The following is a 14,810-nucleotide window of genomic DNA, read 5'->3' as shown; positions in this document are numbered from 1 at the left end:
TTACTGCGCGGTCGGAGTGATATCGCGCATTGGCTTGCCACGCACCGGGGCGTTGCCCGCTACGTAGTAGTCGGCCTTGCTGCGGGGCAGCGGCTGACGGCCACGGATCTTGTCGGCGATTTTCTCGGCCATCATGATGGTCGGCGCGTTGAGGTTGCCGGTGGTGATGATCGGCATGATCGAGGCATCCACCACGCGCAGGCCTTGCATGCCGTGCACGCGACCCTGGCCATCCACTACCGCCATGTCGTCGGTGCCCATCTTGCACGAGCAGGATGGGTGGAACGCGGTCTCGGCGTGCTCGCGGATGAACGTGTCCAGTTGCTCGTCGGTCTGCACCTCGATGCCCGGGCTGATTTCTCGACCGCGGAAGGCGTCCAGGGCCGGCTGTTGCATGATTTCCCGGGTCAGGCGGATGCCGTCGCGGAATTCCTGCCAGTCCTGCTCGGTGGCCATGTAGTTGAAGAGGATGCTCGGGTGCTGGCGCGGGTCCTTGGACTTGATCTGCACGCGACCACGGCTCGGCGAGCGCATGGAACCCATGTGCGCCTGGAAACCGTGCTCTTTCACGCCGTTGCTGCCGTTGTAGTTAATCGCCACCGGCAGGAAGTGGTACTGGATGTTCGGCCATTCGAACTCTTCACGAGTGCGAATGAAACCGCCGGCTTCGAACTGGTTGCTGGCGCCGATGCCGGTGCCGTTGAACAGCCATTCGGCACCGATGGCCGGCTGGTTCCACCACAGCAGCGATGGGTACAGCGACACCGGTTGGGTGCAGGCGTACTGCAGGTACAGTTCCAGGTGGTCCTGCAGGTTCTCGCCGACGCCCGGCAGGTCGTGGACCACCGGGATGTCCAGGCTTTCCAGCAGGGCGCGGGGGCCGACGCCGGAGCGTTGCAGCAGTTGCGGCGAGGCGATGGCGCCTGAGCTGACGATCACTTCCTTGCGGGCGCGGGCTTCCACGCGCTCTTCGGTGCTGCCTTGCAGGTAACTCACGCCGACTGCGCGCTTGCCGTCAAAGAGGATCTTGTCGGTCAGGGCGTGGGTGACGATGGTCAGGGTCGAACGCTTCTTGGCGATGTCCAGGTAACCGCGTGCGGTGCTGGAGCGACGACCTTTAGGGGTGACCGTACGGTCCATCGGGCCGAAGCCTTCCTGCTGGTAGCCGTTCAGGTCTTCGGTGCGCGGGTAACCGGCTTGTACACCGGCTTCGACCATGGCGTGGAACAGCGGGTTGTTGCCGGCTTTGGGCGTGGTCACGCTGACCGGGCCTTCGCCGCCGTGGTAGTCGTTGGGGCCGATGTCACGGGTTTCCGCCTTGCGGAAGTACGGCAGGCAGTCCAGGTAGGTCCAGTCTTCCAGGCCTGGCAGCTTGGCCCAGCCGTCGTAGTCCATGGCGTTGCCGCGGATGTAGCACATGCCGTTGATCAGCGACGAGCCACCCAGGCCCTTGCCGCGACCACACTCCATGCGACGACCGTTCATGTGTGGCTCTGGATCGGTCTCGTAGGCCCAGTTGTAGCGACGGCCTTGCAGTGGGAAGGCCAGTGCCGCCGGCATCTGGGTACGGAAGTCGAAGCGATAGTCCGGGCCGCCGGCTTCCAGCAGCAGGACGGTGACGCCTTCGTCTTCAGTCAGACGGGTCGCCAGGGTGTTACCGGCAGAGCCGGCACCCACAATGATGTAATCGAATTCTTGGGACATTGAATGCACCCTCTTTGAGATTGGTCAGGTCGCACGATCAATAGGCCTGTAGCTGCTGCCGAAGGCTGCGATCGGCCGCGCAGCGGACGTGCTTCGGCGATCGCAGGAAGGTCCTTCGGACCTTTTCGCAGCCTGCGGCAGCGGCTACAGGGGTTGTCGTTCAGGCTGGGTGTCTTAGAACACCGAGGCGTAGTCGCCCAGCTCGACCTGTACCGACTTGATGCGGGTGAAGTTGTTCAGCGAGCTGATGCCGTTCTCACGGCCAACACCCGATTGCTTGTAGCCGCCAACCGGCATCTTGGCGTCGGATTCGCCCCAGGCGTTGATCCAGCAGATACCGGCTTCGAGCTGATGAATCACGCGGTGGGCGCGGTTCAGGTCCTTGGTGACGATACCGGCAGCCAGGCCGAAGTCGGTGTCGTTGGCGCGGCGGATCACTTCTTCTTCGGTTTCGTAAGTCAGGATCGCCATCACTGGGCCGAAGATTTCTTCACGGACGATGGTCATGTCGTCGGTGCAGTCGGTGAACACGGTCGGTGCAACGAAGGCACCCTTGGCGAATTCGCCGTCGGTCAGGCGCTCGCCGCCGCACAGTACGCGGGCACCTTCTGCTTTGCCCTTGGCGATGTAGCCCAGCACGCTTTCCATGTGCTGGAAGCTGACCAGCGGACCGAAGTTGGTGTTTTCGTCTTCCGGGTTGCCGATGCGGATGCGCGCTACGCGCTCGGCGATCTTGGCTTCGAAAGCGGCTTTCAGGTGGCTCGGTACGAACACGCGAGTACCGTTGGTGCAGACCTGACCGGAGCTGTAGAAGTTGGCCATCATGGCGGTGTCGGCGGCGCGATCCAGGTCAGCGTCGTCGAAGATGATCAGCGGCGACTTGCCGCCCAGTTCCATGGTCACGTCTTTGAGCGAGGAGCTGGAAGCGCTGGCCATGACTTTCTTGCCGGTGTCGGTGCCGCCGGTGAAGGAGACTTTCTCGATGCGCGGATGCTCGGTCAGCCAGGTGCCGACTTCACGGCCGCTGCCGGTCAGGACGTTGAACACGCCAGCCGGTACGCCGGCTTCGGTGTAGATCTCGGCCAGTTTCAGGGTGGTCAGCGAGGTGACTTCGCTGGGCTTGAAGATCATCGCGTTACCGGCGGCCAGGGCTGGCGCGGATTTCCACAGGGCGATCTGGATCGGGTAGTTCCAGGCACCGATGCCGGCGACTACGCCCAGAGGCTCGCGACGGGTGTAGACGAAGGAGGTGGTGCGCAGCGGGATCTGCTCGCCTTCGATGGCCGGTACCAGGCCTGCGTAGTATTCCAGCACGTCAGCGCCGGTGACGATGTCCACGTATTTGGTTTCGGAGAAGGCTTTACCGGTGTCCAGGGTTTCCAGAGCGGCCAGTTCGTCGTTGCGCTCGCGGAGGATTTCCACGGCGCGACGCAGGATGCGCGAACGCTCCATGGCAGTCATGGCGGCCCAGATCTTCTGGCCTTTTTCGGCGCTGACCACGGCGCGTTCCACGTCTTCCTTGGTCGCACGCTGCACTTGTGCGAGAACTTCACCGTTGGCCGGGTTGATGGCATCGAAAGTGGCGTCGCTGCCGGCATCGGTGTAGCCGCCGTCGATGTAGAGTTTTTGCAGTTCGAAACGGGCCATAGTGTCCTCGCAAGTGCATTAAGTAGTGGGCTTGACCACCGGGCGTATCCCGAAGTTCAGGACACGTTGATCAGTGGCGGGTCAGGGGCCGAGCGTCTCTTTTGTGCTCTGGCGCTCCTGCTTAGCCAGTTGTAGATCCATGTATTCGTAAGCGATCCGTATCGCCTGGTCGGTGTCGAATGCATCACCCGACAAGGCACCACGCAGCCACAAACCGTCGATCAAAGCCGCCAGGCCGCGAGCTGCCTTGCGCGCATGGTAGAGCGGCAGGGCACGGCGGAACTGGCAACACAGGTTGGAATACAAGCGGTGGTCGTTGATCCGCTGCAACCTGTGCAAATCGGGCTGGTGCATGCTGGAAGCCCAGAAGGCCAACCAGGTTTTCATTGCCGGGCCGTTCACCTGGCTGGCATCGAAGTTGCCCTCGATGATCACTTTCAGGTGAGCGCGCGGGCTGTCGTCCGTCAGGGCCTGGCGGCGTGCTCTGACGCCTTCGTTGAGCATGCTCATGATGTAACCCATCGTCGCTGCGATCAGGCCGTTCTTGTCCCGAAAGTAGTGACTGATGATGCCGTTTGAAACACCGGCCAAACGGGCGATCAGCGCAATGCTGGCGTCCCCCATTCCGACCTGATCGACGGCCTGTAGCGTGGCCTCGATCAATTGCTGGCGGCGTATGGGTTGCATACCGACCTTGGGCATCTGATACCTCTCCTTAGGCCTGTCGGCGGGCGTATGACGCCGGTCGACTTGTGGGCCAGTCTATTTTGTTTTGATTGAACGTTCAATCAACAAAGAATAAGATCTGCGACAAATCGTCGCTGCCTGGGGAGGTTTTCCTACTCGCGGACGGCGGGAAAACGACCTCCGAAATAGCCCAAAACTTACACGTGGCATGGCGTGGACCGGCAAGAGTAAGGACGTGTTGAAGGGGCAGGACGCTCCGGGGAACAGGCGACGAGCTGCAGGTTCGTCACTGACCTTGGATGCGGGTGCGCAACGCGGCTTTTGCGGTTTCGGGCTTTTTCGGGGTGTCTTTATATCACCCGATGATCGGCTGCCAACTAACCGATTGGTCGGGTGCGGTGTTGCCTTGTGTCCTTCTCTCGCACTGCCTGGAGCATCTGTGCAATGAGTTCTGCCTCTCTTATAAAGACCCCACCGGAGAAGGTGCGGGTCAACGGTTGGGTGTTCTACACCTCCACCGCGCTGATCCTGTTGTTGACCGCCATTCTGATCATCGCCCCGCAAGAGGCCGGCCGACTGCTGGGCATTGCCCAGGCCTGGTTGTCCCGCAGCTTCGGCTGGTACTACATGGTGGTGATCGCCGCTTACCTGGTGTTCGTGGTGGGCCTGGCGTTCTCCTCCTACGGCAAGCTCAAGCTGGGGACCAAGCAAGACACCCCGGACTTCAGCTACGGTGCCTGGGCCGGGATGCTGTTCTCTTCCGGTATCGGTATCTCGCTGCTGTACTTCGGTGCTTCCGAGCCCCTGGATCACTACTTCAACCCGCCCGAAGGCGTACCCGGCAGCAACCTGGCCGCACGCCAGGCGTTGCAGCTGACCTTCCTGCACTGGGGCCTGCATGGCTGGGCGATCTACGCCCTGGTGGGCCTGGCGGTGGCGTACTTTGCCTATCGTCATAACCAGCCGCTGGCGCTGCGTTCGGCGTTGTATCCGCTGGTGGGCGAGCGCTGGGTCAAGGGCGCGGCCGGCCACGCAGTGGACGGTTTCGGCATGTTCGTGACCCTGCTGGGCCTGGTGACCAACCTCGGGATTGGTTCGATGCAGGTGTCTTCCGGCCTGGAAAACCTGTTCGGCATGGAGCACAGCAACACCAACCTGCTGATCGTGATCATCGTCATGAGCACGGTGGCCACCATCGCCGCGGTGTCCGGTGTGGAAAACGGCATCCGCCGCCTGTCCAACCTGAACATCGTGCTGTTCAGCGGTCTGTTGATTTTCGTCCTGCTGTTCGGCCCGACCCTGCACCTGCTCAACGGCTTCGTGCAGAACATCGGCGACTACCTCAACGGTGTGGTGCTCAAGACCTTCGACCTCTATGTGTACGAAGGCGACAACGCCAAGTCCGACCGCTGGCTGGGCCTGTGGACCCTGTTCTACTGGGCCTGGTGGATTTCCTGGGCGCCATTCGTAGGCATGTTCATTGCGCGTATTTCCCGTGGTCGCACCGTGCGTGAGCTGGTCGCCGGCGTGCTGCTGATTCCCCTGGGCTTCACCCTGGCCTGGCTGTCGATCTTCGGTAACTCGGCCCTGGACCTGGTGGTCAACCAGGGAGCGGTGGAACTGGGCAAGACGGCGCTGGAACAGCCGTCCATGGCGATCTACCAACTGCTTGAGCACTACCCGGCCTCGAAGATTGTCATCGGTGTCTCGATCTTCGTCGGCTTCGTGCTGTTCCTGACCCCCGCCGACTCCGGCGCGGTGATGATGGCCAACCTGTCCTGCAAAGGCGGCAACGTCGACGAAGACGCCCCGCACTGGCTGCGGATCTTCTGGTCGGTGGTGATCACCCTGGTGACCATCGGTCTGTTGTTCGCCGGTAACTTCGAAGCCATGCAGACCATGGTGGTGCTGGCCGGCCTGCCGTTCTCGGTGGTGCTGATCTTCTTCATGTTCGGTTTGCACAAGGCCATGCGCCAGGACGTGCAGATCGAGCAGGAACAAGCGCAATTGGCCGAGCGAGGTCGCCGTGGCTTCAGCGAGCGCCTGACCCAGCTGGACCTGCAACCGACCCAGTCGGTGGTGCAGCGTTACATGGACAAGCACATCAGCCCGGCGCTGCAGGAAGCCGTCGCGCAACTGCGCACCCTGGGCCATGAAGTGCAGGCCAACCTGGGCAAGTCCAAGAGTTTGCTGGGCCTGCGGGTGGAAATGGAGGAAGGCAATCCCTTCGTCTATGAAGTGAGCCTGGACGGTTACCTGGCGGCGCCGAGCGAATCGGCCCAGCCGGAAGGGGCTGACAGCGAAGTGCGCAGTCGTTTCTACCGCGCCGAGGTGTACCTGCACAACGGCAGCCAGGAATACGACTTGATGGGCTTTACCCAGGAGCAGATCACCCGTGATGTGCTCGATCAGTTCGAAAGCCATCGGCAGCTCCTTGGCCGGGTCTATAGCTGAGTGAAGTAACGGACCGCTCCCGAGGGGCGGCTCCACCCGCTGTAGGAAGCCGGCTTGCCGGCGAAGGCGCCCTTCAAGGGGGCTGCAAGGCTTCAGGGCCTGTTCGCTGGCAAGCCAGCTCCTACAGAAGAGGGAGTGTCGATAAAGCAAAACGCCGCGATTGCTCGCGGCGTTTTTGTGTCTGCGGCTTAACCCAGGTTCTTGCCGAGCAGCGCGTGGTAGAGCTCGCTGTCGCCGAGAATCCCCACCACCTGCTGGTTGTCGTGGAGCACCAGTTTGTTGCCGGTCTGGTAGCGGATCTGCAGGGCGTCGCGCATGCCGATGTTGGAGTCCACCAGGGTCGGGCGCCGGCCCAGTTCTTCCACCGCCTGCCCCGGAACCCAGTTCTGCAGGTCCATCTGCGAGCCGTTGCGCCGGGCGCCCTTGATGGTATTGCCCTCCGCCAGGTCGAGCCAGGAATCGCCGCCCGGGTCCAGGCACACCGAGCCGTTGACCCGCTTGCAGTTGTCCAGGCTGCGCATCAGGCTGCGACCGCAGAGCACGTTCAGTGGGTTGGTGTGGGCGACGAAGGTGCGCACATAGTCGTCCGCGGGGTTGAGCACGATCTCTTCCGGCTTGCTGTACTGGATGATCCGCCCGTCTTTCATGATGGCGATGCGGCTGCCCAGCTTCAGGGCCTCGTCCAGGTCGTGGCTGACGAAGACGATGGTCTTGCTCAGCTTGCGTTGCAGTTCCAGCAGCTCGTCCTGCAGACCTTGGCGGATCAGCGGGTCGAGGGCCGAGAAAGGTTCGTCCATCAGCAGGATATCGGCGTCCATGGCCAGGGCGCGGGCCAGGCCCACACGCTGCTGCATGCCGCCGGACAGCTCGTCGGGCTTCTTGTTGCGCCACTGGGTCAGGCCCACCAGCTCAAGTTTCTCGTCCACCAGCTTGCGCCGTTCCTTCTCCGGTCGGCCCTGCATCTCCAGGCCGAAGCTGATGTTCTCGCGCACCGTCAGCCAGGGCATCAGGGCGAATTTCTGGAACACCATGGCGATGCGCTGGGTGCGCATCATCTTCAGTTCGGCGGGGGAGCAGGAGGCAATGTCGATCTGCTGGCCTTCGTGTTCGACGAACAGCTTGCCGCGGCTCACGGTGTTCAGGCCGTTGATGCAGCGCAACAGGCTCGACTTGCCGGAGCCGGAAAGGCCCATGAGTACGCAGATCTCGCCTTTCTGGATGTCCAGGCTGGCTTTTTCCACGCCGACGATCTGCCCGGTTTTCTTCAGGATCTCGTTGCGGGTCATGCCCTGGTCCAGCAGCTTGAGCGCCTCCCGTGGGTCCTTGGAGAAGATAACGTCGACGTTATCGAAGCGGATTATGCTCATGCGTCACCCCCTACTTTGGCTTCAGGTTGTTTGCAGATGCGGTCGAGCATGATCGCCAGCAGCACGATCGCCAGGCCGGCTTCGAAGCCCAGGGCAATGTCGGCGGTGTTGAGTGCGTTGACCACGGGTTTGCCCAGGCCGTCGGCGCCGACCAGGGCGGCGATCACCACCATCGACAGCGACAGCATGATGCATTGGGTAATACCGGCGGCGATGCTCGGCATGGCGTGGGGCAGCTCAATGCGCGACAACAACTGACGGCGCGAACAGCCAAAGGCCTTGCCCGCGTCCATCAACTCTTGTGGAACATCGCGAATGCCCAGGTAGGTCAGGCGGATCGGCGCGGCAATGGCGAACACCACCGTGGAGATCAGGCCGGGTACCACCCCGAGGCCGAACAGGGTCAGGGTCGGGATCAGGTAGACGAATGTGGGGACGGTCTGCATCAGGTCCAGGACCGGACGCATCATGGTGTAGAACAGCGGCTTGTGCGCGGCGACGATTCCCAGGGGCACGCCGATCAGCACGCAGACCAGGGTGGCGAACAGCACCTGGGCCAGGGTTTCCATGGTTTCCTGCCAGTACCCCAGATTGAGGATCAGCAGGAAGGACAGCACGACAAATACAGTCAGGCCCCATTTGCGCTGGATCAGGTGCGCCAGCAGGGCAATCAGGCCGATCAGGGCCAGGGGATTGAACCAGGTCAGCGCGAACGTCACGCCGTGGATCATGGTTTCCAGGGTGGTAGCGATCGCATCGAAGGTGCTGGCACCGTGTTTCGTCAACCAGTCTACGAAAGCCGCGATGTACTGGCCCAGGGGGATTTTCTGATCAGTGAGCATGGTATTGAACGTCCGCATGCAAGGAAAAAACAGCCCGGGCGGGCAAGCCCGCCCGGCGTAAGCGATTACTGGGCAAGCTTGGCCTTCACGGCTTCCAGGCCGGGTTTACCGTCAATGGTGGTCACGCCAGCGAGCCAGGTATCGAGCACCTGTGGATTCTTCTTCAGCCAGGCCTTGGCGGCCGCGTCAGGCTTCATCTTGTCGTCCAGCACGTTGCCCATCAGGGTGCTTTCCATGTTCAGGGTGAACGACAGGTTCTTCAGCAACTGGCCCACGTTGCTGCACTCGGTGGTGTAGCCCTTGCGGGTGTTGGTGTAGATGGTGGCCTGGCCGAAGTTGGGGCCGAAGAAGTCGTCGCCACCGGTCAGGTACTTCATCTTGAAGCGTGTGTTCATCGGGTGCGGTTCCCAGCCCAGGAACACCACCGCGGTGTCGCGACGCTGAGCGCGCTCAACCTGGGACAGCATGCCCGCCTCGCTGGACTCCACCACCTTGAAGCCGGCGTCCTTGAGGCCAAAGGCGTTCTTGTCGATCATCGTCTGGATGGTGCGGTTGCCGTCGTTGCCCGGCTCGATGCCGTAGATCTTGCCGTCCAGCTCCTTCTTGAACTTGGCGATGTCGGCGAAGTCTTTCAGGCCTTTGTCATACAGCGACTCGGGCACTGCCAGGGTGTACTTGGCGTTTTCCAGGTTGGCGCGCACGGTCTCAACGGTGCCGGCATCACGGTAGGGCTTGATGTCGTTTTCCATGGTCGGCATCCAGTTGCCGAGGAACACGTCCATGTTCTTGCCGTCGGCCAGGGACTTGTAGGTCACCGGCACGGAAATCATCGTGGTCTTGGTCTTGTAGCCCAGGGCGTTGAGCACAACGCTGGTGGTGGCGGTGGTCACGGTGATATCGGTCCAGCCGACATCGGAGAAGTTTACGGTGCTGCATTGCTCCGGTTCTGCGGCGTGTGCCAGAAGCGGCAGACTCAGCATGGCGGCCAACAACAACGGGGAACCTTTCATAGGGGGGACTCCTGGATGTTTTTCTGGCGGCGTATGGACCGCGCTTATAAGTGTGGCGGTTGGTGTGCCGGGGACAGCTCTACCACCGTGCCTTGCAATCGAGTCGAGACTGATCATGTACCAGTGAAAAACTGTCGCCTACGGGGTGCGTCGTATCCAGTACAGGGAGGGTCGCATCCAGTGTCGGTGAGGTCGCTTACAGTGTTTCCGGGCATTTTTTCCTGCATCTGCACCGCAAAAAACGCCCAGAACCCGAGCCTCGCGCCAGGCGGCGTTGGTGGACATGAGTGAGTCGGTGTCAGACGTCGCGAGGCGCGGTAAAAGCCTGATGATGCGCCCTTCTCGGCGGATTGCAGCTTGAGCGTAGCAGCTCCGTCAGAGGGCGTTTTCAGCGCCTGGACTGTGCTCATCGAGGAGTTACGCAGTAATGGCTATCAGTGTTTTCGACTTGTTCAAGATCGGCATCGGGCCTTCCAGTTCCCACACCGTCGGGCCCATGCGCGCCGCGGCGTTATTTGTCCAGGTATTGAAGGAACGCCATCTGTTGGAGCAGGTGCGGCGGATCGAAGTGCAACTGTTCGGTTCGTTGTCGGCCACCGGCATTGGCCATGGCAGCGACAACGCGGTGATCATGGGCTTGATGGGGGAGTGGCCCGATGCGATCGACCCGTCGCTGATCGGCCCGCGCATCGAACGGCTCAGGGAAACCCACACCCTGTTGCTGGACGGACGGCTGGCTGTGCCGTTCACCTGGTCCCGGGACATGCGCCTGCTGGACGAAAACCTGCCCTTTCACCCTAACGCCATGACCCTGGTGGCCGAAGGTGAGGGCGGGGAGCTGTTGCGCGATACCTATTATTCAGTGGGCGGCGGTTTTGTCGTCGACCAGGCCCAGGCCAGTAGTGGCGTGGCGGACCTGGATCGTAGCGAGCTGCCTTACGATTTCTCCAGTGCGGTGGAACTGCTCAGCCTGTGCCAGAAGCACAACCTGCGAGTCGCCGAACTGATGCTGGCCAACGAGAAGGTCTGGCGTTCGGAAGAGGAAATCCGCAGCGGCCTGATGACGCTGTGGCGCGCGATGCAGGATTGCGTGGAACAGGGGCTCAAACACGAAGGCATCCTGCCCGGCGGGCTCAATGTACGTCGGCGCGCGGCCAAGCTGCATCGCAGCCTGCAGGAGCTCAATAAACCCAATGTGATCGGCTCGACCTTGAGCGCCATGGAGTGGGTCAACCTGTTCGCCCTGGCGGTGAACGAGGAGAACGCCGCCGGTGGACGCATGGTCACCGCGCCCACCAACGGCGCAGCGGGGATCATTCCGGCGGTACTGCACTATTTCATGAAGTTCAGCGAGGACGTGACCGACGCCAACGTGGTGGACTTTTTTCTGGGCGCGGCGGCCATCGGCATCCTGTGCAAGAAGAACGCTTCGATTTCCGGGGCCGAAGTCGGTTGCCAGGGCGAAGTGGGTTCGGCCTGTGCCATGGCTGCGGCGGGGTTGGCGGAGATTCTCGGGGCCACGCCCGAGCAGTTGTGCAACGCCGCGGAAATTGGCCTGGAGCATAACCTCGGCCTGACCTGCGACCCGGTGGGCGGGCTGGTGCAGGTGCCCTGCATCGAGCGCAACGCGATTGCCGCGGTGAAGGCGATCAATGCCGCGCAGATGGCCTTGCGCGGCGATGGCCAACACTTCATCTCCCTGGATCGGGTGATCCGCACCATGCGTGATACCGGGGCCGACATGCACGACAAATATAAAGAGACTTCTCGCGGTGGGCTGGCGGTGAGTGCGGTGGAGTGTTGAGTCTGCACGGGGCGCTACGCCGGCTACTGCACAGGGACGGCGGCGCGCCCAAATTGCTCATCAGAGGAGGGGCGCGCCACCTTTTAGCGCGTCGTGAATAGACAAGTAGCCAAGCGGGCTGATGGACCTCGGCGTCCGTCGCTCGGTTGTGCTTTGAGTGACACTCGCCAGTCCTGGCCCGACGCATCGGTCGCGCAAGTGCTACCTAACTGCTCACCGCTGCGCCTGCCGCCTTCTGTGCGGTGATTCCGGCGCTTCTTATCCGCACATTGCCAAGGGCTATATAGACGCGTCGCGACGTCGTTTTCAGGAGTTATTGAATGCCCATTCAACTTTAGGCATGGCAATTGCTCTGTGAATATCAAGCCCGCCTCCGATGAGTCGCAGGGCACATAAAAAGAGCCTCCGCCTGAGGCCATCACCCGCTTTGTGTGAGGAGATATCGCGATGACGTCGTTCAACTCCGGGGCCCAACCCCAGAACCGTGCGCCTCAATCCATCGGCTTTCTGCTGCTGGACAATTTCACGCTGATTTCCCTGGCCTCCGCAGTCGAACCCCTGCGCATGGCCAACCAACTGTCCGGCCGCGAGCTGTATCGCTGGACCACCCTCAGCGTCGATGGCGGTCAGGTCTGGGCCAGTGACGGTCTGCAAATCACCCCCGACGCCTCCATGCACAAAGCCCCCAGCCTCGACACCGTGATCGTCTGCGGCGGCATCGGCATCCAGCGCACCGTGACCCGTGAACATGTGTCCTGGTTGCAAAGCCAGGCCCGCCAGTCGCGCCGCCTCGGCGCGGTGTGCACCGGCAGTTGGGCCCTGGCCTGCGCCGGTCTGCTGGACGGCTTCGATTGCAGCGTGCACTGGGAATGCCTGGCGTCGATGCAGGAAGCCTTCCCCCGGGTCGCCATGAGCACCCGCCTGTTCACCCTCGACCGCAACCGTTTCACCAGCTCCGGCGGCACCGCGCCACTGGACATGATGCTGCACCTGATCAGTCGCGATCATGGCCGTGAGTTGTCGGCGGCGATCTCGGAGATGTTCGTCTACGAGCGCATCCGCAACGAGCAGGATCACCAGCGCGTGCCCCTCAAGCACATGCTTGGCACCAACCAGCCCAAGCTCCAGGAAATCGTTGCGCTGATGGAAGCCAACCTCGAAGAGCCGATCGATCTGGACGAGCTGGCTGTGTACGTGGCCGTGTCCCGGCGTCAGTTGGAGCGGCTGTTCCAGAAGTACCTGCATTGTTCGCCGTCGCGCTACTACCTCAAGCTGCGGTTGATCCGCGCGCGGCAACTGCTCAAGCAGACGCCGATGTCGATCATCGAAGTGGCGTCGGTGTGTGGTTTCGTCTCTACGCCACACTTCTCCAAGTGCTACCGCGAGTACTTCGGCATTCCGCCCCGTGACGAGCGCATCGGCTCCAACACCACCCAGCAGGTGGCGATGATGCCGCTGCCGCAAGCCATGGTCCTGGCGCCGCTGTCCGGCCCGCTGTCGGCCTTGAGTCAGGCGCGCAACGAGTCGACCTTCGCCAGCGTGCGTCTGTAGTCACAGACGCTTCTTGAAATACACCACGCGTTCGGTTTCTTCGAAACCCAGCGCGTGGTGCAGTGTCTGGCTGGCCAGATTGTCCAGGCTGGTGTCAGACGCGATCTCCACACACCCGGCCTGGCGTCCCCACTGGCTGACCTGCTCGATCAGTTGCTGGGCAACGCCCTGGCGACGGTGCTCGGGAGCCACATAGATTCCTTCGAGAAACACCACCGGCGAACTCTCGGTGCCGTTGACGTAGTCGTGGCGCAGCGCCGCCTCGGCCAGGCCGATGGCTTCACCGTTCTGGGCAAAGGCCAGCCAACAGCCATAGCGCTGGGGGGCGGCCAGCATCTGGCGGATTTCGGCCAGGTGCTCCTCTGGTGGGCAGTCGGGCCACAGGCCCAGGCGCAATTGCAGCCAGCTGGCCGCGTCGGCGGATGAGCCGGGCTGTATCGGGATCATGAGTGCTTGCCTGTTTTCGCCAGAGGGACGCGCACTCTAGCAACCCGCTCAGGGCACAGGGAGACTCACGCGCGTTTTTGCTGCAGGTACTCGGCCAGGGCCGGCAGCAACTGGCGATCAATGGCCTGGCGCACCGCGGGAAGAATGGTCGCATTACCGGTGAGCATCTGCTCCACCATGCCCTTGAGCGCCTTGGCCCGTGCATCGCTCAAACCGCGCACCGCACATTCACAGGCCTGCTCGGCGCTGGCGCCTGCGGGCATCTCGAAACCCAGGGCCCGGAGTTGTCCCAGCAGGTCGTCCTGATCAATCAAATCCGCATGCATCATGACGCTCATCCTTATTCAGGTAACGTGGTCGTCAGTCGATTCTGGTTGGCCGTCCGGGCGGCGGCAAGGACAGATGGTCGCGATGGCCCGTTTACCTATGAACAGGTCGTTTTCGGCTAACTCGATGGCTGATGGCCGGTTGCAACAGCGTCTGGAAAAAGACGGTCAATCAAGTCTCGCGGCACTTGCGTGTGATGGCCCGGGCTTGCATAAGGGTGGGTATTGAGCCGTGCTGGCGCTCAAGGACCCCCGCCGCAAGCGGCGGGGGTTGGCAGGATGGCCGTTGGGGCAGAAATATAGGGAGCTGTAGTGGATGAAAGTGATGTTCAACCTGGGTTTGGCCTGTTTGTTGTGGATGGTTTGCAGCGCGGCTGCGGCAGCCACCGAGTGTGGCGATTTTTTGCGGGCCATGACCGATCCGCCGAAATCCCTGGAGTTTTTTCACTGTGAGTCGCAGCCCGAGGATCAGGGCGCACCGCTGACCGCGAGGTATCGGGTCAAAGGTCAGGATGCCCATCAGGTAGAGCGCTATCTGCAGCGGGAACTGGGGCTGCAGGAGGAGCTCAAGTTTGTCTGCTGTGGCTGGGAAACGAAGGGGTTCATTTCCTATAGGGATAAGAAGACCGGGCGTCATTATCAGATCGGCATGGGCTCTGAAGAGACGCCCTACAACCAGCGCCGGGATTGGCACAAGATCGGCTATTTCTACGTGACGGTGGTGTTCTATACCGAGGACATCTGACCCCCTGCAATGACCCTATTGCCTACGGGCAGGTCGTTTTCGGCTAACTCGCGAGTAGGCAGAGTGGGCAGACTGCAACCAGCTCGCGCCGTGTTGGTTTGGTCACCTTCTCACCGCAGCTCCTCAGCAGTAGTTCCTGCCTCGATCCTGTCACGGCTTGATCGGGGCTTTTTTTTGCCTGTGGAGGTTTTGCCGGCAAGCTTCGCTGGCCAGCCGGCTCCTGCGG

Annotated in this window: 12 protein-coding genes; 4 read left to right on the top strand and 8 right to left on the bottom strand. The window is 61.9% G+C overall.

The window, feature by feature from the left end:
- From betA to betI, 3 genes are all read right to left on the bottom strand, one after another.
- Positions 1–1,704, bottom strand: a complete 1,704-nt coding sequence (betA, locus tag PFZ56_RS03300) for a choline dehydrogenase (RefSeq protein WP_102881120.1) — start codon at positions 1,702–1,704, stop codon at positions 1–3.
- 174 nt (positions 1,705–1,878) lie between these two features.
- Positions 1,879–3,351 carry a betaine-aldehyde dehydrogenase gene (gene betB, locus PFZ56_RS03295; protein ID WP_102881119.1) on the bottom strand — a complete coding sequence of 491 codons (1,473 nt, stop codon included), beginning with the start codon at positions 3,349–3,351 and terminating at the stop codon, positions 1,879–1,881.
- An 81-nt stretch (positions 3,352–3,432) separates the two neighbouring features.
- A complete protein-coding gene (gene betI / locus PFZ56_RS03290; RefSeq protein WP_016966359.1) occupies positions 3,433–4,053 on the bottom strand; it encodes a transcriptional regulator BetI in 621 nt (206 codons plus the stop codon).
- Between the two features lie 486 nt (positions 4,054–4,539).
- Here betI and PFZ56_RS03285 point away from each other — a divergent pair, with 486 nt between their 5' ends.
- On the top strand, positions 4,540–6,492 hold the full coding sequence (locus PFZ56_RS03285; protein ID WP_346010519.1) for a BCCT family transporter: 1,953 nt from the start codon (positions 4,540–4,542) through the stop codon (positions 6,490–6,492).
- Positions 6,493–6,680: 188 nt separating this feature from the next.
- On the opposite strand, the gene choV is transcribed toward PFZ56_RS03285, so the two are convergent.
- The 3 genes from choV to PFZ56_RS03270 form a co-directional block, all read right to left on the bottom strand.
- Positions 6,681–7,859 carry a choline ABC transporter ATP-binding protein gene (gene choV, locus PFZ56_RS03280; RefSeq protein WP_170001845.1) on the bottom strand — a complete coding sequence of 393 codons (1,179 nt, stop codon included), beginning with the start codon at positions 7,857–7,859 and terminating at the stop codon, positions 6,681–6,683.
- Positions 7,856–8,701, bottom strand: coding sequence for a choline ABC transporter permease subunit (choW, locus tag PFZ56_RS03275; protein WP_102862017.1), 846 nt, complete (start codon positions 8,699–8,701; stop codon positions 7,856–7,858). Before choW ends, choV begins: the two co-directional genes overlap by 4 nt.
- Before the next feature lie 65 nt (positions 8,702–8,766).
- Positions 8,767–9,711: a choline ABC transporter substrate-binding protein gene (locus PFZ56_RS03270; RefSeq protein WP_102881117.1), complete on the bottom strand. Its 945-nt coding sequence runs from the start codon at positions 9,709–9,711 to the stop codon at positions 8,767–8,769.
- 427 nt (positions 9,712–10,138) lie between these two features.
- Here PFZ56_RS03270 and PFZ56_RS03265 point away from each other — a divergent pair, with 427 nt between their 5' ends.
- Positions 10,139–11,515 carry an L-serine ammonia-lyase gene (locus PFZ56_RS03265; RefSeq protein WP_102881116.1) on the top strand — a complete coding sequence of 459 codons (1,377 nt, stop codon included), beginning with the start codon at positions 10,139–10,141 and terminating at the stop codon, positions 11,513–11,515.
- 447 nt (positions 11,516–11,962) lie between these two features.
- Positions 11,963–13,066 (top strand): GlxA family transcriptional regulator, encoded by a 1,104-nt coding sequence (locus PFZ56_RS03260; protein ID WP_060841469.1) that lies wholly within the window; start codon positions 11,963–11,965, stop codon positions 13,064–13,066.
- Here PFZ56_RS03260 and aac(6') read toward each other — a convergent pair whose 3' ends face one another.
- Together aac(6') and PFZ56_RS03250 are read right to left on the bottom strand one after the other, a co-directional pair.
- Entirely contained in the window at positions 13,067–13,513 is a 447-nt protein-coding gene (aac(6'), locus tag PFZ56_RS03255) for an aminoglycoside 6'-N-acetyltransferase (RefSeq protein WP_102862014.1), read from the bottom strand.
- A gap of 65 nt (positions 13,514–13,578) precedes the next feature.
- A complete protein-coding gene (locus PFZ56_RS03250; RefSeq protein WP_025131152.1) occupies positions 13,579–13,842 on the bottom strand; it encodes a hypothetical protein in 264 nt (87 codons plus the stop codon).
- 313 nt (positions 13,843–14,155) lie between these two features.
- On the opposite strand from PFZ56_RS03250, the gene PFZ56_RS03245 reads away from it, so the two are divergent.
- Complete coding sequence (locus tag PFZ56_RS03245) at positions 14,156–14,584, top strand: DUF4952 domain-containing protein (RefSeq protein WP_170004463.1); 429 nt, start codon at positions 14,156–14,158, stop codon at positions 14,582–14,584.
- The last annotated feature ends 226 nt before the right edge of the window (positions 14,585–14,810 follow it).

Source organism: Pseudomonas danubii (genome assembly GCF_042980055.1).
Taxonomy (GTDB): Bacteria; Pseudomonadota; Gammaproteobacteria; order Pseudomonadales; family Pseudomonadaceae; genus Aquipseudomonas; species Aquipseudomonas danubii.
The sequence above is the reverse complement of the archived record's forward strand: the minus strand, read 5'-3'. Positions and strand labels throughout refer to the sequence as shown.